Here is a 24,507-nt window from a genome sequence, read left to right as displayed (position 1 = left end):
ATGGTTCCGCGTTATAGCCGCCCCCAGATGACCGCAATCTGGTCGCCCGCCAACCGTTACCGTATCTGGTTCGAAATTGAAGCCCTGGCCTGTGAAGCCATGGCGGAACAGGGCGCAATCCCTGCCGAATCAGCCAAAACGATCCGCGAAAAGGGAGATGCCGCAATGGCCGCATTCTCCGACGCTGACCTGGCCCGGATTGACGAGATCGAGGCGGAAACGCGCCATGACGTGATTGCGTTCCTGACATGGCTGGCAGAAAAAGTTGGCCCGGACAGTCGTTTCGTTCATCTCGGCATGACGTCTTCGGATGTGCTGGACACATGCCTGTCCGTTCAGCTGACACAGGCTTCCGACCTTCTTCTTGAAGATCTGGAGCGCGTTCTCGCTGCTCTCAAGACGCGCGCATACGAACACAAGCTGACCGTGACGATCGGCCGCAGCCACGCCATTCACGCAGAACCAACTAGCTTCGGCCTGAAACTGGCTGGCCATTATGCAGAATTCGCGCGCAACAAAGAGCGTCTGCTTCAGGCCCGCAAAGAAATCGCTGTCTGTGCCATTTCCGGTGCGGTCGGTACGTATGCTCATATTGACCCGGCCGTCGAAGAATACGTTGCCGACAAGCTGGGACTTGTTGCCGAAAGCGTCTCCACGCAGGTTATCCCTCGCGACCGTCACGCAGCCTTTTTCTGCACCCTGGGCGTGATTGCCAGCGGTATTGAACGTCTGGCTGTTGAAGTTCGCCACTTGCAGCGTTCGGAAGTGCGCGAAGCGGAAGAGTTCTTCCACAAGGGACAGAAGGGCAGCTCCGCGATGCCGCACAAGCGGAATCCGGTGCTGTCCGAAAATATGACAGGCCTTGCCCGCCTGATTCGCTCTCACGTTACGCCTGCACTGGAAAACGTTGCCCTCTGGCACGAACGTGACATCAGCCACTCGGCCGTGGAGCGGAACATCTGCCCTGACGCCACGATCGGGCTTGATTTCGCTCTGATGCGTCTGGCTGGCATGATGGAAAAGCTCATGGTCTATCCGGACCAGATGATTGCCAACATGGAAAGCCTTGGTGGCGTTGTCCATTCGGGTGAAGTGCTGCTGGTTCTGGCCCGCGCTGGCATTTCCCGCGAAGACGCCTACCGGATCGTCCAGCGCAACGCCATGGAGACATGGACGAAGCTGGGCCACCCTGACTTCCGCACGTTCCGCGAGAATCTTGAAGCAGATCCGGAAGTTGCTGGCCGTGTCAGCGCGGAAGTTCTGGACCGGGCCTTCGATCCGGCGCAGCATCTCAGCCAGGTTGATCGCATCTTTAACCGCATTTTCGGTTAATCTGGACAAACGGGGGCGGGAATAGTTTTCCCGCACTCTCGCGGTTCCGGTTCCGCAATGCTATGGAACCGAAAAACCGTCGCTGGACCAGCCGTTTCCGCATCCCTGACAAACGGGACGGCGCAACGCAGTAAGGATTGCTCATGGCCCGCCGCCGCCAGCTCTATGAAGGCAAAGCCAAGGTTCTTTTCGAAGGGCCCGAGCCCGGAACGCTCGTGCAGTATTTCAAGGATGACGCTACCGCCGGAAACGGCGCCAAAAGTGGCGTGATCACAGGGAAGGGTGTTCTGAACAACCGCATCAGCGAATACCTGATGATGAAGTTGCACGACATCAACATCCCAACGCACTTCATTCGCCGTCTCAACATGCGTGAGCAACTGATCCGCGAAGTCGAGATCATTCCACTCGAAGTGGTGGTCCGCAATGTTGCGGCGGGCTCGATCGCCAAGCGCCTTGGCATCCCTGAAGGGACCCGTCTGCCGCGCACAATCATCGAATATTACTACAAGAACGATACTCTCGGGGACCCGATGGTCTCTGAAGAGCATATTGCCGCATTCGACTGGGCCTCACCACAGGACCTGGACGACATGAATACACTGGCTCTCAGGACCAATGATTTCCTGATGGGCATATTCATGGGCGTTGGCATCACCCTCATTGATTTCAAGCTGGAATTCGGCCGTCTCTGGGAAGGCGAGGAGATGCGGATTATCGTCGCTGACGAAATCTCTCCCGATAACTGCCGCCTGTGGGACAGCAAAACCAGCGAGAAAATGGACAAGGACCGATTCCGCAGGGACATGGGCCGCGTCGAAGAAGCTTATCAGGAAGTTGCACGGCGTCTCGGGATCCTGCCCGAAGCCAGTAATGGAGACCTCAAGGGTCCGGAGGCAATATAATGAAAATCCGCGTTTTCGTTTCTCTGAAAGATGGTGTTCTTGACCCGCAGGGCAAAGCCGTCGGCCATGCTCTTGAGTCTCTGGGTTTCAAAGGTGTTGGTGAAGTGCGCGTTAACCGCGTGATCGAACTGGACGTTGCAGCGCAGGACAATGCTGCAGCTCTTGCGGAGGGTGAGGCCATGGCCCGCGCCCTTCTGGCTAACGAAGTCATTGAAGACTTCAGCGTAGAGGTGGCAGCATGAAGCTCTTCTCCGCTGCTCTTCTGGCTGTCGGTCTCGTGACCGTAGCCGCGGCTCCTGCTCATGCACAGCGCGTTTCCAAGGTCTCCGGAAAAGCTCTGGGCAACATGTGCTCGGCCAGCAAGTCCACCGCTCTCTGTGACGCCTATCTCGCAGGCGTCATGGACAGCGAAGTCTGGTCCAAGAAATATGACAGCTACGCCGATGACGCTGGCGCGCCTGTCGCGTTTTGTGTTCCGGTCAGCGAAACGACAACGCAGGTCCGCGGCAAGCTGATTTCCTGGCTGCACGCTCATAATGATGCGTTGACGCAGTCGGGCGGCAAGGCCGTTTACCGCGCCCTACATGATGCGTACCCTTGCCATACGGCTCCGGAGGCTCAGAAATGAAGGCAGGTATCGTCGTATTTCCTGGCACGAACCGGGAGCGCGACATGGTGCACGCCCTGAGGCTGGTTTCCGGCCAGACCCCGAAGATGATCTGGCACCGGGACACATCCCTTGGTGATCTGGATCTCGTGGTTCTGCCAGGGGGTTTCAGCTTCGGAGATTATCTGCGCAGTGGTGCCATGGCTGCTCATTCTCCGATCATGCGCGAAGTCAAAGCTTTCGCTGAGAAGGGTGGCCATGTTCTCGGTGTCTGTAACGGTTTTCAGATCCTGACGGAAACGCATCTTCTGCCAGGCGCACTGCTTCGCAACGCTGGCCTGCGCTTTCTGTCGCAGGACTGCCACCTGAAAGTTGAAAATGCCACGTCGGCATTCACGCAAGGATGGAAGAGCGGCGACATTTTCCGTGCACCGCTTGCCCATGGCGATGGCAACTACACGGCCTCACCTGAAACGCTTGAGCGTCTCGAAGGAGAGGGCCGGGTTGCATTCCGCTATTGTGCCGCTGATGGACAGGTCTCAGAGGGCAATCGCCACTCCAATCCCAACGGCAGCGCGCGCTCGATTGCTGGTATCCTGAGTGAAAATGGCCGTGTGTGTGGCCTGATGCCGCACCCTGAAAACCTGACTGACCCGGAAATCGGTGCGACTGATGGCGTGCCGCTCTTCAAAGGCCTGGTGGAGGCTCTCGTCGGATGAGTGTTACAATCGACGCCAAACTGGCCCAGTCGTTCGGCCTAACACCTGCGGAATATGACAAGCTCCTGAGCATCATGGGCCGCACGCCCAGCTTTACAGAGCTTGGCATTTTCTCGGTCATGTGGTCCGAGCACTGTTCTTACAAATCCTCCCGCATCCATCTCAAGACGCTGCCAACCAAGGCTCCATGGGTCATTCATGGACCGGGCGAAAATGCTGGCGTTGTTGATATCGGCGAAGGTCTGGCTGCCGTCTTTAAGATGGAAAGCCACAACCATCCGTCCTTCATCGAGCCTTATCAGGGCGCAGCGACAGGCGTGGGCGGTATCCTGCGTGACGTGTTCACCATGGGGGCCCGTCCGGTCGCCAACCTGAATGCCCTACGCTTCGGTGACCCAAAAAATCCGGGAACGCGCCGTATCGTCGATGGTGTTGTTCGCGGCGTAGGTGGATACGGCAACTGCGTCGGCGTTCCGACGGTCGGCGGGGAAGTCAACTTCCACAAGGCCTATGACGGCAATCCGCTCGTCAATGCGATGACGGTAGGTGTCGCCAAGCAAGACAAGATTTTCCTTTCTGCTGCTGCAGGCATTGGAAATCCGGTTGTTTATGTTGGCTCCAAAACCGGTCGAGACGGTATTCATGGCGCTACCATGTCCTCCGCCGAGTTCGACGATGAGGCCGCCTCCAAGCGTCCGACCGTGCAGGTTGGCGACCCGTTCATCGAGAAGCTGCTGATTGAGGCGTGCCTTGAACTGATGGCCACCGATGCGATCGTGGCCATTCAGGATATGGGTGCGGCTGGCCTGACGTCTTCTGCTGTTGAAATGGCAGGCAAGGGTGGCGTCGGAATTGAGCTTGACCTTGATTCCGTCCCGCAGCGCGAACCCGGCATGTCAGCCTACGAAATGATGCTGTCTGAAAGCCAGGAGCGTATGCTCATGGTTCTCAAGCCTGAAAGCACCGAGCAGGCCCGGGCCATCTTCGAAAAGTGGGAGCTGGATTTCGCTATCGTCGGGCAGCTGACAGATAGTGGCCGCATCACAATCAAGCACAACGGACAGGTCGAAGCGGATATTCCGCTGGCACCGCTGGCCGATGAAGCTCCGATCTACAATCGCCCGACTGTTCCGCTGGAAGCCCCACGGCACATCCAGCCGCCTGCAGACCCGGTAGGGATTGAGCATGCTCTACTGACATTGATCGGCTGCCCGGATCTGGCGTCCCGCGCATGGATCTGGAACCAGTACGATGCATCCGTCGGCGGGAATACGGCGCGCCGCCCAGGTGCGGCAGATGCTGCCATTGTGCGCGTGGAAGGAACGCGTCTGGGCCTCGCCCTGACGACAGACTGCACCCCGCGTTACTGTCAGGCTGACCCGAAAACTGGAGCAGCACAGGCTGTTGCGGAGGCATGGCGCAACATTACGGCAACAGGTGCGAAGCCTTTGGCCGTGACGGACAACCTGAATTTCGGCAATCCGGAACGTCCGGAAATCATGGCTCAGTTTGCTCAAGCCATCAAAGGCATGGGTGAGGCGTGCCGTGCGCTGGATTTCCCGGTCGTGAGTGGCAATGTCTCATTGTATAACGAGACACGTTCACCATCAGGTCTGGCCCAGGCTATTCTCCCGACACCGGCGATCGGCGCTCTGGGTGTTCTCGCAGATGCATCGCGGTCCATCGGACTGTCCATGCCTACAGATCATGATCTGGTTCTGATCGGCGAAATCCGTGGTGAACTCGGTCAGTCCCTGTGGCTCCGCGAGATTTGCCATCGCGAGGACGGTGCTCCGCCTCATGTTGATCTTGTTGCAGAGCGCCGGAACGGTGACTTTGTGCGCGGACAGATTGAAGCCGGGTTGGTCACAGCCTGCCACGATATTGCAGATGGCGGTCTTCTTGTGACACTGGCTGAGATGGTCATGGCTGGAGATGTTGGATGCGTGTTGAATGCACCCCCATCCAACATTCCACTGCATGCTTTCTGGTTCGGTGAAGATCAGGCGTGCTATGTTGTGGCGACCAAAAGCGCTCAGGCTCTTCTTGCCGCAGCCGAAAAAGCTCATGTCCCGGCCCGCAAGCTGGGTCATTCCGCCGGCAAGGAACTGAAGCTTGCGGATGGTATTGCACTAAAAGCCAGCAGACTGCGCGACATCAACGCAGCATTCTTCCCGAAATTCATGGGTGAGGACGCCTGACACATGCCGATGACAGCATCCGAAATCGAACGAACCATCCTGGCCGCTATTCCCGATGCCCAGATCACAATTCAGGATCTGGCCGGGGACGGGGATCACTACGCCTGCACCGTGGTCAGCACGGCATTCGAAGGGCTTTCTCGTGTACGCCAGCACAAACTGGTTTATGATGCGTTCGGAACCCGCATGGGTACTGAGCTGCATGCGATGGCTCTCAAAACCCTGACCCCTTGAACTCAGGGGGAATCATTCCCTTCTGAAGTGACTGCTGACAGCCAGGGAGGGCTTTGCCTCTCCCTGATGCCGACAAAAGGAAAAACCAATGTCTGAGACCGTGTTCCAGCATATCCAGAACCTGATCGACGCAAACCCGGTCATGCTGTTCATGAAGGGTGACAAACTCTTCCCGCAGTGCGGCTTCTCTGCACGTGTTGTGCAGATCCTGAACCACCTTGGCGTGCCGTTCGAGACCTGCAATATTCTTGAAAGCGCTGAGCTTCGTCAGGGCATCAAGGATTTCTCACAGTGGCCGACCGTGCCGCAGCTCTACGTCAAAGGTGAGTTCGTTGGCGGCTGCGACATCGTGACGGACATGTACCAGAGCGGTGAACTTGAGACTCTGCTGACCGAAAAAGGAATCGCTACGGCGAATGCCTGATTTCGTTAATTCCGGCCGCTGAAACGGCCGGAATTCAACCTTTTTCAAGGCTTGCAGACGCCACAATTCAGCCATGATGTGTCCAAAAGTGGCAAGACCTTGATTTTTTCTAAAACTTTCCCCATCGGGGTTGTCGAACCCTCTGATTACGTCATACGGTAGTTCCATCAAAACAGGGATGGAAACACATCAATGGCGCGACAGTGGGCTGGCCGAATTGCTCTCGGCATTATGGGCGTTGGACTATGCATGGGAGCCGGAAAGGCTCATGCCCGTGCAGCCATCACTGATTACGAAGCCAGCAAGCTGACATTTGATGCGCTGACAGCAACCCCGGTTTACCACCGTCCGGTTGTTCACTTTGCTCGTCACTCCGCAAGCCACTCAATGGCATGGAGCGGACATCACGCTGTAATCCGTAACGTGGCTTATCGCCCGCATGCAGCTGCCGCAACAACAGCTCATCGCCACGTTCGCAGCCGTCGCACCTGATATTATGTAAGGCGTAGCGCATCCACGATGCGTCGCGCCTGCCCCTCACGATTGACCGCAATAACGTCAAAACGCGTGTTCGGGCGTGACCAGTCTGGTCTGGTCGCAAGGACATACTCGAAGGCTGCCATCAGCCGCTCAGCCTGACGAGGCTGAAGGGCTTCCACGCTATCCCTGAGTGTGGAACGGCTTTTTACCTCGACAGCAATAACCCAGTCGTCATCCGCAACCAGAAGATCGATTTCGCCATATGGCGTTCTGAGCCTTTGAGCCAGAATTTCCAGCCCTGCCTCCACCATATGGCGCCTTGCGATTTCTTCTGCGTTCAGGCCGCCGTAATAAGCCTGAACGCCTCGTGCGCGGCGATTAATCAGCGCTCGTCTTTCATAAGGCGGGCTGCATCAATCGCAAAATACGTCAGAATGCCATTACAACCAGCCCGCTTGAAAGCAATCAGGCTCTCCATAATGGTCCGATCCCGCTCAAGCCAGCCATTCTGAATAGCGCCAGCCAGCATCGCGTATTCTCCGGACACCTGATAGGCAAAGGTCGGCACAGCGAAACGGTCACGGATGCGGCGGATAATGTCCAGATAGGGCATGCCCGGCTTGACCATGATCATGTCCGCACCTTCACGAATGTCCTGTTCGACTTCACGAAGAGCTTCGTCCGAATTGGCCGGGTCCATCTGATAGGTTTTCTTGTCGCCCGTCAGAAGGCCACCTGATCCCAGCGCATCACGGAACGGGCCGTAGAAAGCAGAAGCGTATTTCGCGGTATAGGCCATGATGCGGACGGTCTCGAAGCCGTTGGCATCAAGTGTCTCACGGATTGCCTGCACACGACCATCCATCATGTCAGACGGCGCAATAATGTCGTTTCCAGCGCGGGCCTGATTGAGCGCCTGCTGACGCAGAATCTCGACAGACTCGTCATTGAGGATACGGCCGTCCTTAATAACACCGTCATGGCCATGATCCGTGTAGGGATCGAGCGCCACGTCACCAATGACACCAAGCTCCGGAAAAGCTTCCTTGATGACGCGCGACGCGCGGCACATCAGATTGTCCGGGTTCAGGGCTTCGGTACCCGTTGCATCACGCAGTTCGACTGGCGTGATGGGGAAGATGGCAACCGCCGGGATGCCAAGCTCAACAGCCGGGCGGACATGCTCCACCAGATTGTCGAGGCTGACGCGCTCAACACCGGGCATGGAGGACACTTTCTGGCGCTGGTTTTCGCCTTCACAAACGAAAATCGGCCAGATCAGGTCATCGACGTGCAGTCGATTTTCCTGAACCAGCCGACGTGTAAAGGCATCGTGGCGATTACGCCGCGGGCGGAAGAGGGGGAATGATGCGTTCGTCATGCCCCCAATCATGCTCCTATATTTTCTATCTGGAAAGCAGGCTGTGACGTACTCCGTAACAGAAATAGATCGCCAGCCCGATCACGAGCCATACCACCAGCCGAACCCAGGTCAGCAGATCCAAAGACACCATGACCGCACCGCAGGACAACACGCCCAGAACCGGAATAATCGGCCCACCTGGCACACGGAAGAGGCGAGGGGCCTGAGGCTCCTTCATCCTTAAAAGTGGAACGCCGACGCAAACAATGATGAACGCAAGCAGGGTTCCGATGGAGGTCATGTTGCCCAACTCACCAATCGGGAGCACTGCGGTCAGAACGCTTGTCAGGGCAGCAAAGCAGAGATGGGACGTCCAGGGTGTATGCGTGCGCGTGTTCAGCTTCGCGAAGACTTTCGGAAGCAGCCCGTCATGCGACATGGCCAGAAATACGCGCGCCTGACCTAAAAGAAGCCCAAACAGGACAGAAACGTATCCTACTGTAATCCCCAGTTTCACGAGACTGGCGAGCCATGGGGCACCAGCAGCATCAATCGCCGTGGCAACCGGGCTTGGATCATTCGCCATGACTTTATAGTTCACAACGCCCGTCAGAACCGCAGAGAACACTGCATAAACAACACCACAGATCAGTAAGCTTCCGATAATGCCGACCGGGATATCCCGGGCTGGGTTTTTGCTGTCCTGCGCGGTTGTGGAGACGATATCGAATCCCAGATAGGCAAAGAATGCCATCCCTGCGGCCCGCATCACGCCCGAGAAGCCGAAATGCCCAAAGGTGCCGTCATTCGGCGGAATATACGGATGATAATTGGCCAGCTTGATATGCGGGATGCAGAACACCAGCACCAGAGCGATCACTGCCAGCTTGATCACCACGATGACGTTGTTCACCGCAGCGGACTGGCTGACACCACGCATCAACAAGGCTGTTACGACCCAGATAGCCAGAACAGCCGGGAAATTGAACCAGGCACTGACAACTGACCCGTCCGCCAGTGTCACGGGTGTCATGGGTGTCGCCAGAAGCCGCGGATCAATCGTAATGCCCCAACCTGAGAGCAGGGAGGACACATAGCCCGACCAGCTCGAGGCCACAGCGGCTGCACCTACTGTATATTCCAGCACAAGATCCCAACCGATGATCCAGGCAATCAACTCACCCATGGACGCATAGGCATAGGAATACGCTGACCCGCCTGACGGGATCATACCAGCCAGTTCGCCGTAACAGAGGCCGGCAAATCCACAGGCGAGGGCGGCAATAAGATAGGACAGCGTGACGGCAGGGCCTGCATTCTGGCCTGCTGCAACGCCTGTCAGGGAGAACAGGCCGGCACCGATGGTCACACCCACACCGAGTGCGATGAGGTGCCAGGGGCCAAGAACACGTTTCAGGCCTGTATTGTCAGACGCAGCGGAAGACACAGGCTTGGTCCGCCAGAGCGGATTGGTCATGAAAGATCCTCGTTGGAAACACGGATTGTTTTTGCCGACGCGCGCATTCTGCGGTAGTGACGGGGCGAACTCACCCTGGAGAATGGACCACGATGTCGGAACACGCCAGCCAGTCCACGCTGAATCCTTTTTTCCACGCGCCTCTGAAAGAGGCTGATGCCGAAGTTGCCGCAATTCTGAATGACGAACTGACCCGTCAGCAGGATGGTATCGAGCTGATTGCGTCCGAGAACATGGCATCTTTTGCCGTGATGGAAGCGCAGGGCTCTGTTCTGACCAACAAGTACGCTGAAGGCCTTCCTGGCAAGCGCTACTATGGTGGCTGCGTTGACGTGGACCGCGTTGAAACTCTTGCTATCGAGCGCCTTAAGAAGCTGTTCGGCGCAGAATTTGCAAACGTGCAGCCGCATTCCGGCGCCAATGCCAATCAGGCAGCCTTCATGGCAATGGCAAAGCCGGGCGACACCATTCTGGGCCTGAGCCTCGCGGCTGGCGGACATCTGACCCACGGTGCAGCTCCGAACTATTCCGGCAAGTGGTTCAACGCCGTTCAGTATGGCGTGCGCGCGCAGGATGGCCTGATCGACTACGATCAGATGGAAGAGCTGGCCCGTGAGCATAAGCCGAAGATCATTGTCGCAGGCAGCTCCGCCTATCCGCGCGTGATCGACTTCCCGCGTTTCCGGAAGATTGCTGACGAAGTCGGCGCTTATCTGATGGTGGACATGGCACATTTTGCCGGTCTGGTTGCCGCTGGCCTATATCCAAGCCCACTCCCGTATGCTGACATCGTGACGTCCACGACTCACAAGACACTACGTGGGCCGCGTGGTGGCATCATCCTGACGAACAGCGCTGAGCTCGCCAAGAAGATCAACTCTGCGGTCTTCCCAGGCCTTCAGGGTGGTCCGCTGATGCATGTCATCGCTGGCAAAGCCGTTGCCTTCGGTGAGGCCCTGAAGGACGACTTCCGCGACTACCAGAAGCGCGTTGTGGCCAATGCAAAGGCACTGGCTGACGAACTCCAGCTTCGTGGCTTCGACATCGTGACAGGTGGCACAGACAGCCATCTCGTTCTCGTAGATCTTCGCCCCAAGAAAGTGACGGGCAAGCTTGCAGAAGAAATTCTGGAACGCGCTGGCATCACAGCCAACAAGAACGCCATTCCGTTCGATCCGGAAAAGCCGTTCGTCACGTCTGGCATTCGTCTGGGCAGTCCGGCTGCAACGGCACGTGGTTTCGGCGAAGAAGAATTCCGCACCATTGCCCGCATGATGGACGAAGTTCTGACGGCAGCTCTGGAAGAGGGCGACGTCAATGACACGACCAACCGTGTCCATGAAGAAGTGAAGGCGCTCTGCCGTCGCTTCCCGATCTATGATCGCGCCTCTGCCTAAGAGTTAAGGTGGACTGCGGTGCGTCTGGCCAGACGCACCGCAAGCTGCCTCTGCTTGGGGCGAAGGTTTGGCACGATGAGCAGACAGTCATCGTAGGGCGTGCAGATAGCATCGTGGCCATCCCGGGCAATCACAGTTCCTGCTCTTGGGATGCAGGTGTTTCCAACCCAAGGCTCAACAAAGCTAAACTCTGCACTTTTTGCCGTGACATTATCTGTCACGACAGCAAGCCTCACTGGCTGCGTTTTATCCTGAGCCACCCCCTGTAGATGCACATTCAGGGCTTCAGCCAGAAAACGATGGCTAACTTTCTCCATGACATCAACGGTCTGTGGTTCCCAATGTAGCCCGGCTTCCAGCAGACAGGATCGCCCGGTACCGCCGACGGCCATAAAGCGCGCATGTTCAATCAGGCGAGAACCGCCATGATGCCCAAGATCTGTCAGAACCAGCGTCGGCAATCCCGCTTCTGAGGCTAAGGCGCAGGCGAGATCACTGGACCGCCGCCTGGGCGGGACAATGAAAAGCGGATTGGATGGCCAGAGTGTCGAGTGAAGGTCCAACAACAGATCCGCACGCTCGATGAACGGGCGAAGCTCACGTGCGCGCTCCAGTTCATTGGACTGCTCATCACTGTTCAGACGTGATGGATGCCAAAGTCGGTTGAGATCCTCATCCCTGTAGCGGGAAGCCATCGGAGCGGAGCGATCAAAGCGATCGAAAGCCTTCAGATTGGCAAGAATCAGAGTGACCCGCCCTATTGCAGGAACAGGCGTAGTACGTCGAAGTCTCTCTAGGGCATGGCCACCAGCATATTCATTCCCATGCACCATACCGGTAATCACGACATCCGGGCCATTTCGGCCGGAGTCAAAAACCACGACACCGGGAACTCCAGATGCGGGACTACTCCAGGCCGAAAGATCTGGTGGATCAAGACAAACGGTTAGTGGAAAAGGCGGACGGCCGCTTCCGGGCAGGTCTTCAGTCAGGCGCGGCTGACGAAGCCGGATCGGATGGTGCCTCTGTCCTGCCTTACAACTCATGCCGCCCCGCTTACTCTCCGTGCAAAATCCCGTATGACCGTTTCACAGCGCTCAAGCTGTTCCTTGGCAATAAACTCGTCCGGACGATGAGCCTGAGCAATATCTCCCGGACCACAGACAATACTATCCATGGCACCACGCTGGTAGATCCCAGCCTCGGTTCCATAAGACACTTTTCCCGTCGTGTTGCTGCCAGTGATCTGGCACGTCAGTTCTGTCAGGAGATGGTCGGCGGACAAGGCCAAGGGGGGCAGGTCCACCAACAACAGGTAGCTGATGCCTCCACCGGGGTTATCTTCTCTCAGACTTTCATCCAGCGGGGAGAGGGCCTCACGTAACTTCTCAAACTCTACGGAGCCTTCATCGCCGGGAACATTCCGCCACTCAACATCGAATTCGGCCTGCTCAGGAATGATATTGAGGATACTGCCACCAGATGCGAGGCCAACCTGCATGGTCGTATACGGCGGAACAAACCCGTCAACACGACGCCCCTCGATTGAAAGCCGGTCAGCTTCATCAGCACAAATGGCGATGGCTCGCCCCATGGCATGCAAGGCATTTTTTCCGCCTTGAGGCAGGGACGAATGCCCAGGCTTTCCAACCAGCCGGACGCGAACAGCGAAACGCCCTTTATGAGCGATCACCGGCGTCATCATGGTAGGCTCTCCCACCATGCAAAGGGCAGGAAGCAAGTGCGCCTGCTTTATGTCCTCAATCAGGTGTCGTGCACCATCACAGGTAATTTCTTCGTCGCAGGTAAAAAGCAGATGGATGGGCTTGGGGAGATCCATGGCCTTGAAATCGGGCACTGCGGCCAGCATGCAGGCGACGTAGCCCTTCATGTCTGCGGCGCCGCGCCCATAGAGGCGGCCGTTCTCTTCCCTGAGAACAAAAGGATCAGACGACCAGTCCTGACCGTCAACCGGAACACAATCCACATGCCCGGCGAATGCCATTCCCCCAGCTTTTTCTGGACCGATAACGGCATGCAGGTTCCACTTCCCGTCATCTCCACCCGGATACCGGGTAAAAGCGACATCATGGGCAGCCAGATAACCTTCGATCCATTCGATAATCGAAAGATTTGAATGGCGGCTGGTCGTATCAAACGAGACCAATGCCGCAAGAATCGTCTCTACCCGGGGAGGAATGGTGCGTGGATCGGTCATGGATTGTAGTGTAAGCACGTTCCTGGCCAGTCGCCATAGAGCTTGTAACGGCTTTATGATGCTGATGCTCAAGGCAGGAAACATGTTGTAAAGAAGCAGGCGTGACGGCAGCTGATTTTAAACTGAAACAGATTTTCCTCCGTACGAAACCCGCCTTGAAGGACATGCCGTGAGCCACCCTAATCTTTCTGTTGCTCACAGGATCTGGCAAAAACTGCCTCAGGAACCGAGACGACGGTTTTTTGCATGGGCAACAGCCCTCGTCGCGCCCAGCATCAGCAAGACTTATCCATCCCGTGCTTCCGGCATTATTGTGGCTGGAGAACTGAGCCGCAGTTCAGGATTGGGCGAAGGGGCTCGTCTGATGGTGAAGGCTCTGCGCAAACTGAACATTCCCTGTGCGACCTGGGATATAGACACCCGGCGACTTGAGGGGGATGCAGTCGGGGCAGGCGCACCTCTTGTCATTCACGTCAATGCGCCAATGCTCCCCTCTGTCCTTCTCAGAATGCCGCGCTCTCTTCGGAACGGCCGGAAAGTGATCGGCTATTGGGCATGGGAATTGCCCATCATTCCAAAAACATGGACATACGCCCGGCGATATGTCCATGAAATCTGGGTGCCGTCCCGCTTTACCGCTGATGCGATCGCGCCCCTCAATGTCCCGGTTCGCGTGGTGGAACACCCTGTTGGCCTTGCGGGTCAAAAACCCTCTCAGAAAGACCGGGCGGCATTCAACCTGCCAGATGATGCCCTCATTGTTCTTGTTTCGTTTAATCTTGCGTCCAGCATGGTTCGGAAGAACCCCATCGATACCATTCGGGCATTTCGTGAGGCGTTCGGCATCCGTCCTGACCGGATTTTACTGCTGAAGATTGGCCATACAAAAAACTACCCAGACGATATGGCCGCCATTCAGGCAGCGATCGGTGGGGCTCATAATATTCGTCTCGATACAGCGCATTACAGCAGCGAAGACACGCTGGCACTCATGGCTTGCGCTGATATCGTTCTTTCCCTTCACAAGAGCGAAGGGTTCGGACTGGTCGTGGCTGAAGCCATGGCGCTGGGGCGTTGCGTGGTCGCCACGGACTGGTCTGCAACGGCGGAGTTCATGGATACTTCATGCGGGCTTCCAGTAGCCTACAATCTCTCTCCCGCCCGTGATCCACGGGGGGTTCTCGACATGCCGCAAACCAGCTGGGCCAACCCTGACGTTCAATCCGCGGCACAGGCATTAAGAGAAGCCGCAGATAATCCCGCTCTTCGGGAACGCCTGGGAAATGCCGCCATGAAGCATGTGGAGGATCGGCTGAACGGCCAGAGCCTTCTGCAAGCGGTACAGGCATCAGGAGTTCAGGGGTGACGGCCAGGAAAGTTTTTGTCTGGCAGTGGGGGAAACGGGGCGCGGGGCCGCGAATCGCGGTGGACCTTGCCAATGGGCTTGCTGCACTCCCCCGAACCAGTGTTCAGCTCTCGCTTTCCGACCAAGCGGAAATTCTTCATAGCCATCACGCCCCTGCGAATGTCCTGACATTCAGGACGTATCGCTCTGCGTTCGGGTTGTTCTGCAAATTCCTGCAGGCACCGGTGATTATCACACGTCTTTTCATGGCCATTCGGAGCAACAGGCCCGATATCGCCATCTGCGCAATGCCAGGGCCACTTGATGTTCTCATGGCGCACGCTCTGCGGCGGGCCGGGGTGCCGGTCATCACGATCATTCACGATGCCCGTGCACATCCGGGAGACGGCTACCCGTTACAGATGTTTCTTCAACGCATTCTGATCAGGCAGTCATCCAGTCTGGTCACCTTTAGCCAGCACGTCGCCAAAACATTGTCGGGCGATGCATCGTGTCAGGGAAAAAGGATACTCTCGCTTTCCCATCCACCATTTATCGGGACGAACGCCGCTCCGCCTTTCAGCCATCAGGGGAAACCCAGGCTACTGATGTTTGGACGTCTTCTGCCCTATAAGGGACTGGACCTGTTGGCTGCGGCACTTCCGCAGGTTGATATTCCTATCGAATGTCGCGTTATCGGGCAGGGGCCTGACAGCCCTGAACTTGCTGAACTTCAGAAGATCAACGGAGTTCAGGTCGAAAATCGGTGGGTTCCAGAAGATGAGCTGTCACAGCTGATTGGCTGGGCAGACGTATTGCTGCTTCCCTATCGGGAAGCCTCTCAAAGTGGCGTAGGCGCAATGGCCGCAGCAGGTGGGCGTTATATCGTCGCGACGAATGTGGGTGGCCTCACGGAGCAATTCGCTGACAATTCACAGGCGGTACTGTGTGAGCCGGAGCCAGCGGCTATCGCAGAGGCAATCACCAGCCTTCTGAAAAACCCACCACCAATCCTTCCAGTTCCTGACAGCACACTGGCCTGGCAGGAACTGGGAAGAAATATTCTGGACCGCTATCTCCCTTAGGTGTCGAGTGCGTCTTCTGTCGCGATACGAATGCGATAGCCAATGTGCTTTTCAATATCGCGCAGGAACAGACGCTCATCACTGTTGATGAGAGAGAACGCAGCGCCCTTCTTGCCGGCACGAGCCGTCCGGCCAATGCGGTGAACATAGGATTCAGGCGTTTCTGGCATGTCCATGTTGATGACAAGATCAACATCAGAGATATCCAACCCGCGTGAGGCGATATCCGTGGTCACTAACACAGGCACTCGCCCCTGTCTAAACAGGTCCAAAGCCTTGTTTCGGGCGCCCTGTGTCCGATCACCGTGCAGGGTTTCCGCCCTGATGTCATGACGGCGAAGCACTTTCGCCATCAGATCGACATTCACCTTAGTGCGGGCAAAGACCATGCTGCGGCCCGGAAACCTCTCCAGAATACGTGCGACAGTTTCAGGCTTGTCGTCTTTTTCTACAAACATCGCGCGCTGGCGGATTTTCTTTGGGGTGAAGGTTTCAGCAGCAACATCCACCCGTACCGGATCACGCGTTACACGCTTGGCCAGAGCCATGACCGGCTCTGGCAGCGTAGCAGAGCAGAAGACGGTTTGCGGCGGCACATCGGGGAAATAGGGTGTCAGCGCCGTCATGCTTTCGGAGAAGTCTTCATCCAGAAGGCGATCGGCCTCATCCAGCACGAGGTAGGTCAAATACTCCAGAACCAGTTCACCCTGCATCACCAGGTCCAGCAGTCGTCCATGCGTGGCCACAATAATGTCGACGCCATCGCGGATCGTGCGCAACTGCTGATCACGTGGTGTTCCGCCACAGATCACACGCGTTTTCAAAGACAGGCGACGCCCTAACTGACGGCAGACCGCCGCAGTCTGCGCGGCCAGCTCCCGTGTGGGTTCAAGAATTAAAGCGCGCGGGCCCGGCGCAGCTTCCCCTTCATTCAGCTTCTGCAGCATGGGGAGCACGAAAGCAGCAGTTTTGCCACTTCCTGTCTGGGATGCGACAAGCACATCGCGCCCGGCCAGAAGAGGCGGGATGGCCTGGGACTGGATCGCGCTCGGGCGTTTGTGCCCAACCTGCTCCAGCGTGGCCAGAAGAGGGGGGATCAGTCCAAACTCGGCAAAACCGTCAGAATTGGAAATTGAAGGTGTTTCAGGCATCGTCATATCCGCTTCTTGCCAAATTTCTTCCGTTTCGGGAAATAGCGTCTTTTTTCGGAGTCCAACCATGAAGGCCACGATCATCGCCGAAGACTTCGCCGGGATGCGTGCGCAAGGTGCCGGTCTCGCGGAGAAAGCAGAAATGGACTGGGACTTTCAACCCGTTCTGATCCGCAGACCCTGGAATCATATTCCGGCCCGATACTGGCCGTCTCCTTTAAAGCGCATTGCCCCCATCACCATAGCGCCTGACACAAAACTGATCATCAGTATTGGTGGAACGGGAGGCATTGCAGGCGCAGCAGTTGCCAAACGGGAAGGGTTGCCCGTGGTGCAGATTCAAAATCCCCGAGCTGACCTCACAAAATTTAATCTTATTGTTGCCAACAGCCATGACGGCATTAATGGCCCAAATGTTTTGATCTCTCGCAATGCATTGCACCCCGTCACGCCCCAGAAGCTGGATTATGCCCGTGCCTTATGGGCTGATCGTCTGAAACATGACGAGAGGCCTTTGCTTGCCATTCTGGTTGGCGGCACAAACGGGCGCTTTTCTCTTGGGGCGGCGGAAGCAGTCAAAATGGCAGAAGGACTGATCGCTTGCGTGAACCGGAATGAAATGCAGGCTGTCCTGACCCCCTCACGCCGGACGGACCCAGCCGCTCTTGCCGTGCTGAAGGAAAAGCTTGTTCCAGCCGGTATCCGCATTCTTGAAGGGCAGGGAGATAACAATCCTTATTTCGGGATGCTCGCCTGCGCAGATATGATTGCCGTGACTACAGACAGCGTTTCCATGATTTCTGAAGCTGCCGCTACGACTGCACCGGTGATGGTTCTTCCACTTCCGGGCAAGTCAGCGCGCATTGGCAGGTTTGTGCAAACCCTTGAGGAAGCAGGGCGCGTCCGCATATTCAACTCGACCTTGACATCATGGTCTGTCCAGCCGCTTGACGACACCCCCACTGTGGCGAGAGAAATGCGCCGACGACTGAAGCTCTGAAAGGGCCCTCTATGCTCGATATCCGCACTTTCGGTCCACAGGGTGGAAACGTGCTCTACAAGGCGCTGGCCCACCCGCTAGCAGCCGAAGCGCTGACGCGCATGGAGAAGGCTTTCGCCGGGCAGACAATCGTCATTTACGACCCCGAAGACACCGTCCGAACGCTGGTTGCCCTTTATCCGGGACTGAAGCCTTCTGTCGTGCTGGTTCATGATACCGAGCAGGTTGGCCAACCCGACGGCTTTGGTGGGGCGAAGCAAGCCCTTTTGGAACTGCCCGACACTGAGGCAGATATCATTCTGGCACTCTCATTCGATGACGCGAAAATGCGCGGTCGTCTGGGCAAGCTTCTGGATGGGCGCACATTGCACACTCTCGCCCCGGCACGCCTGCCCGATGATATGATCGTCCGTGGTCGCCCCTATCTCGACAAGCTCAATTTCGCGACAAATTTTGCTTTTTTCCGGGATGACGATCAGTTTTCCACGCGGATCGTGACGGCTAATTACTGGTCCAATTATGGCTCGCAGGATCTGCGTTACTGGCTACGTCTTTATGACCAGTCAGGGCAGGTCATCGCCCAGTGGGAGCAACCTGTTACCCAGTCTGGCGCAGGCATCACGATTGATAGCGCCCAAATCCGTGAACGTTTCAGCCTGCCGCCGTTTATGGGGCAGCTTTTCATTCATGTGATCGGCGCGCGCGGGCATGACGTCGTCAAGTACGCGCTGGATGTCTGGGGCAGAAACGGTGACCCAAGTCTGTCCGTCACGCATGACGCCAATGCCTGGCCATCTGTCCGTTATGCCACGCTACCGGCTCCGGAAGCAGATGAGACCCTGACCGTCTGGGTCCAGAACAGCCATGCCACCACGATCCCGGCGGGAGGCATTACCTTTAACCCCATGGGCGTGGAAGAACATCGTGGCGTTGATCGGGCGATCGGCCCGTTTGAGACCATCGCGGTCGATGTCGGAAAGATCTTTCCCGAACTCACATGGCCTGCCCAGCTCGAAATGCGCTCAGGACGTCATCTGGTTCGCCCACGCTATGAAATAACGCAGCGTGGACGCACACGCATTGCACACCTGAATGTCGAGCGAGACAATATCCGCCCGGACTCAGCCATCAGAAATTTCGCACCATCGCTAGGCCGAGGCTTTCTGCTGCCTTTTCCCATTCTGGACCCTGAAAAATTTGAAAGCTTTATCCAACCCAACCCCATGTCCGAGGCACTGGAAACGCTTCCTGTGCGGCTGGATATTTTCGATGATGCCGGACAGCCGGTAGGCTCCCACTTCCTTGGAAATCTTCCGCGCAGCCACTCAACAGCCATCGCCTTGCATGACCTGACAGACCGGCCAGGGCATGCAGATCTGGTATATGACTTCCGAGACGGAGGGGAAGCTGACGGCTGGCTTCATGCGCTCATGCGCTATCGCAACCGAGAGACCGATCATGCGGCAGAAACCAGCTTTGGAGCGCACATCTTTAACACGCTCATGACATGGCGTTCCGAGCCGCAATCCTACTCCGGTCCACCGCCGGGCCTGACAACGCGTCTCTTCCTGAAGCTTGGCCATGATCATCTGCGTAGTTTCTGTTGCCTGATTCATCCCGCCTCAATTGAGGGAACGGATGAATCCGAAACGGTTCTGCTGCTTCATGCCGCTGACGGCACCCTGGTGGCCGAGACGGGTATCCGCATCCAGCCATCAGGCTCCTACATGGTTCGTCCCCATGAGCTTTTTGAGAGCGCCCACCTGGAGCGAGCCGGTGTCGGTGGATATATCCTGATCCGCGATCTCACATGCCGCCTGTTCGGGTACCATGGCCTTGAAAACGGGGAAGGTGGCTTCTCCCTCGATCACATGTTTGGCTTCTAAACCTTTCAGGCCTCTTGTTGAGGAATGGGTTACTGCCCTTTCTTCAACAGGAAGAACGGCGGCTTACGCTAGCTGACGAAAGCATGTCCGTCCGCAGTGAATCCACGAGCTTCCATCGGCCTTTGAATTTTACGCAGAATAAATTTATACTTCTGTAAGACGACATTTCACACATTCTGAATATTGGTCCCATCTCAATGCTTTCCAACGCGCATTTCTCTTCTTCTCGCACGGCTGTTCTTGTGCCCTGCTATAATGAAGAAGTGACCATTCAGAAGGTTGTGCAGGATTTTCGTGCAGCACTGCCGAGCGCAGATATTTACGTTTACGATAACAACTCGACAGATCGCACAAAGGAAGTCGCCAAAGCTGCGGGAGCAATTGTCCGTACGGAACGGATGAAAGGGAAGGGACACGTTATCCGCCGGATGTTCGCGGATATTGAGGCAGACTATTATATCCTGGTTGATGGTGACGCCACCTATGAGGCTACTGCAGCACCCGGCATGCTCCATGCTGCCATGTCAGAAGGTCTGGACATGGTAAACGGTGCACGCGTAACAGACCGCGAGGCCGCCTATCGCCGCGGACATGTGTTGGGCAACAAGGTACTCACAGGACTGGTAACGCTCGTCTTCGGCCGTCGCCTCAATGACATGCTCTCCGGATATCGCGTATTTTCCCGGCGCTTCGTAAAGTCTTTCCCAGCTCTTTCTGCCGGCTTTGAGACCGAGACCGAATTCACGGTCCATGCCCTCGAACTCGGCATGCCGATTGGGGAAATTCCAACGGCTTATATCGAGCGCCCGCCTGGTTCAGCATCCAAGCTGCGCACCTACTCAGACGGACTGCTAATCCTGAGAACCATCATCAATCTGGTGAAGCAGGAACGCCCGTTGATGTTCTTTGCGGCGCTCTCACTATTTTTTACCCTTGTCGGTCTGATCCTCGGGATCCCTGTCGTGGTGACCTACCTCAATACAGGGCTCGTCCCACGCCTTCCTACAGCGCTCCTTGCCACAGGCAGTATGATCCTTGCAGCACTCTCGCTGGTTTGCGGCCTGATCCTGGACAGCATCACACTGGGTCGACGCGAGTTGAAGCGTATGCATTACCTGTCACTGGCCGCACCTCCCTTGCTGGAAGAACAGTAAAAATAGCGTTCTGAGACCACTCACTGCGCGCGTTCTGAAAAGAAGCATCTGAGCCGGAGGCGGACTATTAGCATCCCACTTCCGGCTGAACCGAACTTGTCACTCGGCTTTTTTGATAGATCCGGGACGTCAACGCTCGATCAAGAAACTTGGTAATGGGCTTGGTAAAAAGCCGCGAGACAGCTTCACCCAGCCCCCAGATCACGATCAGGCAGACTGGATAGACAATCCATCCATTGCTTTGCGGCCAATGATTATGCCTCCAGATCCGAACAGCCGCCATGACAACAAACATGTGGGTGAGATAGACCTCGTATGACAGTTGCCCCATTCTACGGATCCACCAACTCCATCGACCATCTTCAAATGAACGCCAGCCACAGGCCAAAACCAGCATGGCAATGCCTCCATAAAGGACGGCAAACCAGCCATCAGACAGCAGATGCCACCAGGATGGCGGACCAAACATCTCTGCCAGCATCATCAGCAAACCAACGCCCCACATCGCAACAGGCCAGCTTCCGTTAGGACGATACCGCGCTGCCACGATTGCCATGAGAATACCCAGCGCAATGGTTCCCAAACCGGTCAGGGTGGCCTGCTCTCGCCAGATTTCATTGCCCTGAAGCGTTGCCTGATACACGGGTGCCGTTACAGCCAGCAGGAGAAACGAAACCACACATTCAATCGGCAGAGGACCGGGAACAGCAGATAGAAAAGCTCTTCAATCGACAGAGACCAAAGGATCGTCCAGCCTGCAACACTCCAACCATGCCGCGCCTGCCACACGTTAAAATACAGCCCGAAAGCTGCCATTGCCGCGCCTAGGAAGCTCTGACCCGGCTTTGAGAAGCGATAATCCTCGAAGCCGACATAGTCGAGCACTCCGAGAACACTCACAAGTAACACGAGGCAGGGAAGGATACGAATGGCGCGATGAATGAGGAACCTGACCGGTTGTATCCGATCCAAAGCACCGAAAGTCTGCGTAATTCGGGACGCAATCAGAAAGCCGGACAAAACGAAGAAGATGCTGACAGCCTCGCGTTCAGGCCCACCAGGAACCAACGCGGTAGAAAGCTGGCCAACCCCGTATGAGAGAGGGGAATGCGTATTCCAATGTGATTACTGATCACAAAAAGAATTGCTGCTCCTCGCAGACAATCCAAAGCTGCATTCCGTTTCATTGTCGCTCCCATTCAGACAAAATGTTTCTGACGGCGCAATGAGTTCAAACAAAGGCGATGACGTGGCCAAAAAATCGTCTTGTCAGACTGTATCGCCACTGTTAAAAGCCCGCTCAACGAATGGGCGCGTAGCTCAGCGGTAGAGCACTGCCTTCACACGGCAGGGGTCACAGGTTCAATCCCTGTCGCGCCCACCATTCTAAGTCCTTGAAAATACTTAATATTATTCGCGCCAATTGGGCGAATGGCCTGCATCATTCTATTGGCTGGCCCATCTTCTTACCAAACCAGCGCGGATAAATACCGTACCCTCATATTCAAATATGCGGCGGCAGCTCTAGCCTACAGTACTAAACCACGGGGCTTTTCGTGGACTAAACCCGAGTGCAGCCATAGCCTTACGATTGCAGGCGCCTGTCAGGCTATTCTGGTAATAGACGCTTTCTTCGCCCATCAGCAGAACAGCGTCCTTTTCAGTCATGCACGGCGGCACCGGTGCCCCGACCCATCGCGCATAAGCCTTCAGCCATCTCGCGAACTGAAGAGGCTGACTATCAACGATATTATAAACGCCAGGCTTGGCTGTAAGTGCTGATACAGTTGCCTGTGCCGCATCATCTACATGAACAAAAGAGAATGTGCTGGCGCCCGCACCAATCAGTGAGACCTCACCACGAGCAAGATGCGCGGTAAATGCACCATCCGGCCAGTACCACGTCCCTGGGCCGTAGAAAAAGCCGTATCGCAGCGTGACACTCTCCATTGTGGGAGCGCTAGTGACGCGTGCTTCCAGAGCTGCATACATCCGAGCGCTTTCTCCGATATTCCCCGGCGCGCTAATTCTCAGAGAAGAGGCTTCTGTCGCCAGGTCATGACCAGCGTCCAGATAAAAGCCGCAAGACTGCTGTATGTAGCGCTTTACGCCATATGTTTGCGCCGCATCGAAAAGATTGCTGCCACCTTCAAGGCGGAGTTTTCGATCAATCGGAAGATGCTTTGGAAGATCAAAAGGACTTGCTGGGAGAGACGTAAGCTCATCAATCACGACGTCAGGGCGGAGCTTCTCGATTATTGCAAAGAGTGCCTTCCTATTGAGAGCATCAGCCTTGACCGCATGGGCTCCCAACATCTCGATAGCCGTCAGGCTTTCCGCCCGATGAGCCATCCCCCAGATGTCATGTCCAGCCTCTTTGAGGCGCGCAATCAAGCAGCGCCCCAGCGCTCCGCTCGCACCGGCGACAAAAATTTTCATAGCGAATATCCCGTAGCTCAGTGCGCAGGAAAGACGAACGGCGCCGCTTTGTCCTTGACGAAAAACGCAATGAATTTAGCAGGTTCGGTCTGACTGGCATTCCGCCCTACAACATGCACGTCATTAGGGCCTTCAAAAAAGGTTTGCCCCTCTTTCAAAGTGACTGGCTGCCCACCCTTAACCTGCATGATGACGCTGCCCTTGAGAACATAAACGAAGACTGATGCGTTATGCCTGTGGATCGGGTCGGAATCTCCTGGCCCGTAGTCCACTGTCACCATGGCCCCTTCCTTTCCTGAAAGACCTGGCAGTTCGTGACTCATCAAAGGTGTGACTGTTGTCGCTGCCTGAAGGGAGGAGGCCCAGAAGCCAGCAGTTAAAACTGCCAGGACAGTAAATTTACGCACAGGATATTTCCTTTTTTGTTAGCTGAAACCGCTCAAGCACTGTCCGAACGACGTCTCTGCCTGACCTTGTTCGTCCTGCGCGTCTGAACACGCTCATCAAGCCAGGTCTGTGCCTCTCCAAGAAAAGGCGAGGGCGCCTTGTCCCGAACTGATTTGGCCAAATCGGCGAGGGATGTTTGGGCTAACTCCCGACGCATCGCCTTTTCAGCTCGCAGCATGACTGCATGAATTCCGCATACCCCCTGCGTTGCCCATCCAGGTGGGTTCTCGTCAAAGAGGGCGCAGCGTCCGCGGATTTCCTGACAATTAAAGAGGCGCTTTTCACCATCCACTGCGTCAACAATGGCCAAAACAGTGATCTCGTCGGCAGGTTTTGCCAACGTGTAGCCACCCTTCAACCCTTCAGCAGCATTGAGGAGACCAGCCTTTTCCAGCTTGGGCAAAAGCTTCGCAACAAATGCTGCCGGAATATTTTGAAGCTCCGCCAGATCGAGACTGCTGACAGGCTCAGGATTGTCGACAAGCCACAGGAGGCTGTGCAGGACGTATTCAGTGCTAGCGCCGTAAAATGACATACGCAGACCATATCTATCCGCGTTTTGATTCGCAAGATGGAGGGATCGAAGAACCCTTGATTGATGTGCTTGGCCCGTAATTTCTGGCTTTTGGCGATTTGATAGACG

General features: G+C 56.1%; 26 protein-coding genes and 1 tRNA gene. 16 read left to right on the top strand and 11 right to left on the bottom strand.

The genetic code is table 11. The annotated features are described in order from the left end of the window. The 9 genes from purB to HK24_RS02415 all read left to right on the top strand — a co-directional run bounded on the left by purB (nucleotide 1) and on the right by HK24_RS02415 (nucleotide 6,914). Nucleotides 1-1,332: an adenylosuccinate lyase gene (gene purB / locus HK24_RS02455; protein WP_086633179.1), complete on the top strand. Its 1,332-nt coding sequence runs from the start codon at nucleotides 1-3 to the stop codon at nucleotides 1,330-1,332. A gap of 143 nt (nucleotides 1,333-1,475) precedes the next feature. After that, a complete protein-coding gene (gene purC, locus HK24_RS02450) occupies nucleotides 1,476-2,237 on the top strand; it encodes a phosphoribosylaminoimidazolesuccinocarboxamide synthase (RefSeq protein ID WP_086633178.1) in 762 nt (253 codons plus the stop codon). After that, nucleotides 2,237-2,479 carry a phosphoribosylformylglycinamidine synthase subunit PurS gene (gene purS / locus HK24_RS02445; protein WP_046901643.1) on the top strand — a complete coding sequence of 81 codons (243 nt, stop codon included), beginning with the start codon at nucleotides 2,237-2,239 and terminating at the stop codon, nucleotides 2,477-2,479. Before purC ends, purS begins: the two co-directional genes overlap by 1 nt. Beyond that, nucleotides 2,476-2,865, top strand: a complete 390-nt coding sequence (locus tag HK24_RS02440; protein ID WP_086633177.1) for a Rap1a/Tai family immunity protein — start codon at nucleotides 2,476-2,478, stop codon at nucleotides 2,863-2,865. Before purS ends, HK24_RS02440 begins: the two co-directional genes overlap by 4 nt. Then, nucleotides 2,862-3,563 carry a phosphoribosylformylglycinamidine synthase subunit PurQ gene (gene purQ / locus HK24_RS02435; protein WP_086633176.1) on the top strand — a complete coding sequence of 234 codons (702 nt, stop codon included), beginning with the start codon at nucleotides 2,862-2,864 and terminating at the stop codon, nucleotides 3,561-3,563. The genes HK24_RS02440 and purQ overlap by 4 nt, the downstream gene beginning before the upstream one ends. Continuing rightward, nucleotides 3,560-5,764: a phosphoribosylformylglycinamidine synthase subunit PurL gene (gene purL, locus HK24_RS02430; protein ID WP_086633175.1), complete on the top strand. Its 2,205-nt coding sequence runs from the start codon at nucleotides 3,560-3,562 to the stop codon at nucleotides 5,762-5,764. Before purQ ends, purL begins: the two co-directional genes overlap by 4 nt. Before the next feature lie 3 nt (nucleotides 5,765-5,767). After that, nucleotides 5,768-5,998 (top strand): BolA family protein, encoded by a 231-nt coding sequence (locus HK24_RS02425; protein WP_046901639.1) that lies wholly within the window; start codon nucleotides 5,768-5,770, stop codon nucleotides 5,996-5,998. A gap of 88 nt (nucleotides 5,999-6,086) precedes the next feature. Beyond that, entirely contained in the window at nucleotides 6,087-6,422 is a 336-nt protein-coding gene (grxD, locus tag HK24_RS02420) for a Grx4 family monothiol glutaredoxin (protein WP_046901638.1), read from the top strand. Between the two features lie 192 nt (nucleotides 6,423-6,614). After that, a complete protein-coding gene (locus HK24_RS02415) occupies nucleotides 6,615-6,914 on the top strand; it encodes a hypothetical protein (protein ID WP_046901637.1) in 300 nt (99 codons plus the stop codon). 2 nt (nucleotides 6,915-6,916) lie between these two features. Here HK24_RS02415 and HK24_RS02410 read toward each other — a convergent pair whose 3' ends face one another. From HK24_RS02410 to HK24_RS02400, 3 genes are read right to left on the bottom strand one after another with little or no spacing between them, the layout of a single operon-like run. Further along, nucleotides 6,917-7,228, bottom strand: coding sequence for a YraN family protein (locus HK24_RS02410; protein WP_339408235.1), 312 nt, complete (start codon nucleotides 7,226-7,228; stop codon nucleotides 6,917-6,919). Nucleotides 7,229-7,284: 56 nt separating this feature from the next. Continuing rightward, the gene (gene hemB / locus HK24_RS02405; RefSeq protein ID WP_233125972.1) at nucleotides 7,285-8,283 is read right to left on the bottom strand and encodes a porphobilinogen synthase; all 999 of its coding nucleotides are present in this window, start codon (nucleotides 8,281-8,283) and stop codon (nucleotides 7,285-7,287) included. 25 nt (nucleotides 8,284-8,308) lie between these two features. Beyond that, nucleotides 8,309-9,742, bottom strand: coding sequence for an APC family permease (locus HK24_RS02400; protein ID WP_086633172.1), 1,434 nt, complete (start codon nucleotides 9,740-9,742; stop codon nucleotides 8,309-8,311). Nucleotides 9,743-9,834: 92 nt separating this feature from the next. On the opposite strand from HK24_RS02400, the gene glyA reads away from it, so the two are divergent. Continuing rightward, a complete protein-coding gene (glyA, locus tag HK24_RS02395; protein WP_046901634.1) occupies nucleotides 9,835-11,139 on the top strand; it encodes a serine hydroxymethyltransferase in 1,305 nt (434 codons plus the stop codon). On the opposite strand, the gene HK24_RS02390 is transcribed toward glyA, so the two are convergent. Beyond that, nucleotides 11,136-12,185: a succinylglutamate desuccinylase/aspartoacylase family protein gene (locus HK24_RS02390; protein ID WP_086633171.1), complete on the bottom strand. Its 1,050-nt coding sequence runs from the start codon at nucleotides 12,183-12,185 to the stop codon at nucleotides 11,136-11,138. The genes glyA and HK24_RS02390 overlap by 4 nt on opposite strands. Beyond that, nucleotides 12,182-13,357: an acetylornithine deacetylase gene (argE, locus tag HK24_RS02385; protein WP_086633170.1), complete on the bottom strand. Its 1,176-nt coding sequence runs from the start codon at nucleotides 13,355-13,357 to the stop codon at nucleotides 12,182-12,184. The genes HK24_RS02390 and argE overlap by 4 nt, the downstream gene beginning before the upstream one ends. Before the next feature lie 169 nt (nucleotides 13,358-13,526). Here argE and HK24_RS02380 point away from each other — a divergent pair, with 169 nt between their 5' ends. Then, the gene (locus tag HK24_RS02380; RefSeq protein WP_086633169.1) at nucleotides 13,527-14,723 is read left to right on the top strand and encodes a glycosyltransferase family 4 protein; all 1,197 of its coding nucleotides are present in this window, start codon (nucleotides 13,527-13,529) and stop codon (nucleotides 14,721-14,723) included. Continuing rightward, on the top strand, nucleotides 14,720-15,787 hold the full coding sequence (locus HK24_RS02375) for a glycosyltransferase family 4 protein (protein WP_086633168.1): 1,068 nt from the start codon (nucleotides 14,720-14,722) through the stop codon (nucleotides 15,785-15,787). Before HK24_RS02380 ends, HK24_RS02375 begins: the two co-directional genes overlap by 4 nt. On the opposite strand, the gene HK24_RS02370 is transcribed toward HK24_RS02375, so the two are convergent. Next, nucleotides 15,784-17,022 carry a DEAD/DEAH box helicase gene (locus HK24_RS02370; RefSeq protein WP_064272880.1) on the bottom strand — a complete coding sequence of 413 codons (1,239 nt, stop codon included), beginning with the start codon at nucleotides 17,020-17,022 and terminating at the stop codon, nucleotides 15,784-15,786. The genes HK24_RS02375 and HK24_RS02370 overlap by 4 nt on opposite strands. Here HK24_RS02370 and HK24_RS02365 point away from each other — a divergent pair. From HK24_RS02365 to HK24_RS02355, 3 genes are all read left to right on the top strand, one after another. After that, on the top strand, nucleotides 17,006-17,938 hold the full coding sequence (locus HK24_RS02365) for a mitochondrial fission ELM1 family protein (protein WP_086633167.1): 933 nt from the start codon (nucleotides 17,006-17,008) through the stop codon (nucleotides 17,936-17,938). The genes HK24_RS02370 and HK24_RS02365 overlap by 17 nt on opposite strands. Before the next feature lie 11 nt (nucleotides 17,939-17,949). Next, the gene (locus tag HK24_RS02360) at nucleotides 17,950-19,824 is read left to right on the top strand and encodes a hypothetical protein (RefSeq protein WP_086633166.1); all 1,875 of its coding nucleotides are present in this window, start codon (nucleotides 17,950-17,952) and stop codon (nucleotides 19,822-19,824) included. Nucleotides 19,825-20,021: 197 nt separating this feature from the next. Next, a complete protein-coding gene (locus HK24_RS02355; protein WP_086633165.1) occupies nucleotides 20,022-20,978 on the top strand; it encodes a glycosyltransferase family 2 protein in 957 nt (318 codons plus the stop codon). A 67-nt stretch (nucleotides 20,979-21,045) separates the two neighbouring features. On the opposite strand, the gene HK24_RS13765 is transcribed toward HK24_RS02355, so the two are convergent. Together HK24_RS13765 and HK24_RS13760 are read right to left on the bottom strand one after the other, a co-directional pair. After that, on the bottom strand, nucleotides 21,046-21,657 hold the full coding sequence (locus HK24_RS13765) for an acyltransferase (RefSeq protein ID WP_233125970.1): 612 nt from the start codon (nucleotides 21,655-21,657) through the stop codon (nucleotides 21,046-21,048). Then, complete coding sequence (locus HK24_RS13760) at nucleotides 21,630-21,998, bottom strand: hypothetical protein (protein WP_233125968.1); 369 nt, start codon at nucleotides 21,996-21,998, stop codon at nucleotides 21,630-21,632. Before HK24_RS13760 ends, HK24_RS13765 begins: the two co-directional genes overlap by 28 nt. 289 nt (nucleotides 21,999-22,287) lie before the next feature. Here HK24_RS13760 and HK24_RS02345 point away from each other — a divergent pair. After that, nucleotides 22,288-22,362 (top strand) — tRNA-Val (locus HK24_RS02345). 140 nt (nucleotides 22,363-22,502) lie between these two features. Here HK24_RS02345 and HK24_RS02340 read toward each other — a convergent pair. The 3 genes from HK24_RS02340 to HK24_RS02330 are packed head-to-tail and all read right to left on the bottom strand — an operon-like array spanning nucleotide 22,503 to nucleotide 24,399. After that, nucleotides 22,503-23,417, bottom strand: a complete 915-nt coding sequence (locus HK24_RS02340) for an NAD(P)-dependent oxidoreductase (protein ID WP_086633164.1) — start codon at nucleotides 23,415-23,417, stop codon at nucleotides 22,503-22,505. Nucleotides 23,418-23,434: 17 nt separating this feature from the next. Then, nucleotides 23,435-23,824 (bottom strand): cupin domain-containing protein, encoded by a 390-nt coding sequence (locus HK24_RS02335; RefSeq protein WP_086633163.1) that lies wholly within the window; start codon nucleotides 23,822-23,824, stop codon nucleotides 23,435-23,437. 32 nt (nucleotides 23,825-23,856) lie between these two features. Beyond that, nucleotides 23,857-24,399, bottom strand: a complete 543-nt coding sequence (locus HK24_RS02330; protein WP_086633162.1) for an Rrf2 family transcriptional regulator — start codon at nucleotides 24,397-24,399, stop codon at nucleotides 23,857-23,859. Between the last annotated feature and the right edge of the window lie 108 nt (nucleotides 24,400-24,507).

This window comes from Gluconobacter sp. DsW_058 (assembly GCF_002153615.1).
In the GTDB taxonomy this organism is placed as follows: Bacteria; Pseudomonadota; Alphaproteobacteria; order Acetobacterales; family Acetobacteraceae; genus Gluconobacter; species Gluconobacter cerinus.
Note: the sequence above shows the minus strand (reverse complement) of the source record. Positions and strands in the feature narration are given on the sequence as shown.